Source organism: Candidatus Hydrogenedentota bacterium (assembly GCA_012523015.1).
Classification (GTDB): domain Bacteria; phylum Hydrogenedentota; class Hydrogenedentia; order Hydrogenedentales; family CAITNO01; genus JAAYBJ01.
Map to the genome: position 1 here is coordinate 1 of JAAYJI010000095.1, position 1,862 is coordinate 1,862.

General features: G+C 46.6%; 1 protein-coding gene. It reads left to right on the plus strand.

All coding sequences use genetic code 11. From position 1 onward, the window contains the following. The first annotated feature begins 53 nt into the window (after nucleotides 1-53). Nucleotides 54-602, plus strand: a complete 549-nt coding sequence (locus GX117_04295; GenBank protein NLO32563.1) for a uracil-DNA glycosylase family protein — start codon at nucleotides 54-56, stop codon at nucleotides 600-602. Nucleotides 603-1,862 lie beyond the last annotated feature (1,260 nt).

Genomic DNA, 1,862 nt, shown 5'->3' on the forward strand with positions numbered 1-1,862 from the left:
AATCTACCTGGAGGTACTGTGCGACGAGATTTGAAGAGATTAAGCGAGAGATTATGGCGGATCCAATGAACCAGGACTATACAAAACGGGGGATTCCACCTCTATTCAAGGCGGCAGAACAGGCTCGCATTATTATCGTGGGGCAAGCACCAGGTCGCAAAGCAGAAGAAACACGGTTGTTTTGGAATGATCCAAGCGGCGATCGACTCCGTGATTGGCTGGGCGTATCTCGCGAGCAGTTTTATGGCTCGGAGTGCATCGCCCAGTTGCCGATGGATTTTTACTATCCTGGTAAAGCCAAAACAGGGGACAATCCCCCTCGTAAAGGGTTTGCGGAGAAATGGCATCCGCATTTCGTAAGAGCAATGCCCAACATTGAAACGATCCTGCTAGTTGGGAGTTATGCTCAGAAGTACTATTTGGGCGAGAGGCGTAAAGGAAATCTAACGGAAACGGTGAAAGGCTTCCGCGAGTACCTACCACAATTCCTGCCATTGGTGCATCCCTCTCCCTTGAACCATCGCTGGCTAAATCGTAATCCCTGGTTTGAACATGATGTGATCCCTGTTTTGAGACAAATGACATCGTCATTGTGCTTCTAGTCTCGGTGGCGATCTTGGGCGAAGGGACAAGCCTGAAAAATACTAAAACCCCAGCTAAACTGGGTTCGTTTTATTGTGTGGCGCCTCATGATAGTGGCTACAGGGAGGACGTGGCGGGGTAAGTGTGGAAGAACGCTACCACCAATAATCTGACCGAAACAGGAGGGTCGTAGTCATGCCCAGGCCAGGCCCTCTAAGTCGGGGAACTGGATTCTCGCTATGAACGATCACGCTCGCTCTTGATTGCTGCCATGGGTGAAGCCGAAATCCACGCTCGTGGTGAAAGACTAGACATTCGGACCAGAAACCCCAAAGAGAAAATTGAGCAGGCATTCAAAGGCTTGGTTGAACTCCTGTACAAGCACCGTAACTATATTCAGGAGTTCATTTCTAGCGTAGACTGTGGATGAATCTGAAATCAAGAAGTTTGCGGTGGCCCAAACTATGGTGCGTAAGAATTATCAAAAAGGACCTGAAGATAATCCCGTCTCGCAGATAAGATCCGGTCAACGTAAAGAACTGCATCTATATGCCGGTAAAATACCATGTAATTCTCGGAGATTACAAAACGGGAATCGTTATCTATATCCACTAGTGAGGAACGACGGGCGGCCATGTCAGGAAAATTGGAGCTCCAACTGCTACATCATGTAGTTCCTTGGAATAATTCCGTAAATTGGATATGGGCTTGATATTCGGCATGAGATCTCCTCCTTCTGCTCTGTCTCTGCCCTTATTATATCGGCTGCCGCATGTGCCTGCAGTATTGTCAATTTGGCGCGATAGAATATTCTGTTGGGCTGCAACGTTGCTATATCAATGTGAACAAATGTTATGGGTGTGGGCTTTGCCGGGTAGGCTGCAGGAAGGATGCGATTGTTCTCCGAGAAAAGTACCCGGATTCCCTAAGACTACATGACGTAACCCCCCAAAGCATGAGAAAGTTTGAGAGAGTTTGCATAGTGGCCTATGACGTTCTTTTGTACGAAGACCCTTTTCATGGTAAAATAAGAATGTGGCTTGCTGTCATACAGGAACTAAAGCCAGAGAAGAATCAGAGAATAAGAAAATGATGAACTTGTGTTTGGGTGATGTTCACGGCGCACAATACTATGCTTACCTCATTAAGGGAGTTAAGCGAAGACGGAAAAGCTGGAATAATTGATTGGGTTTTTGAGCACAAAAATTGAATTCTAGGGACACTTCACCCTAAATGATGGGGGTCAATATGAAAAAATATATTATCACAACAGAAAGCGG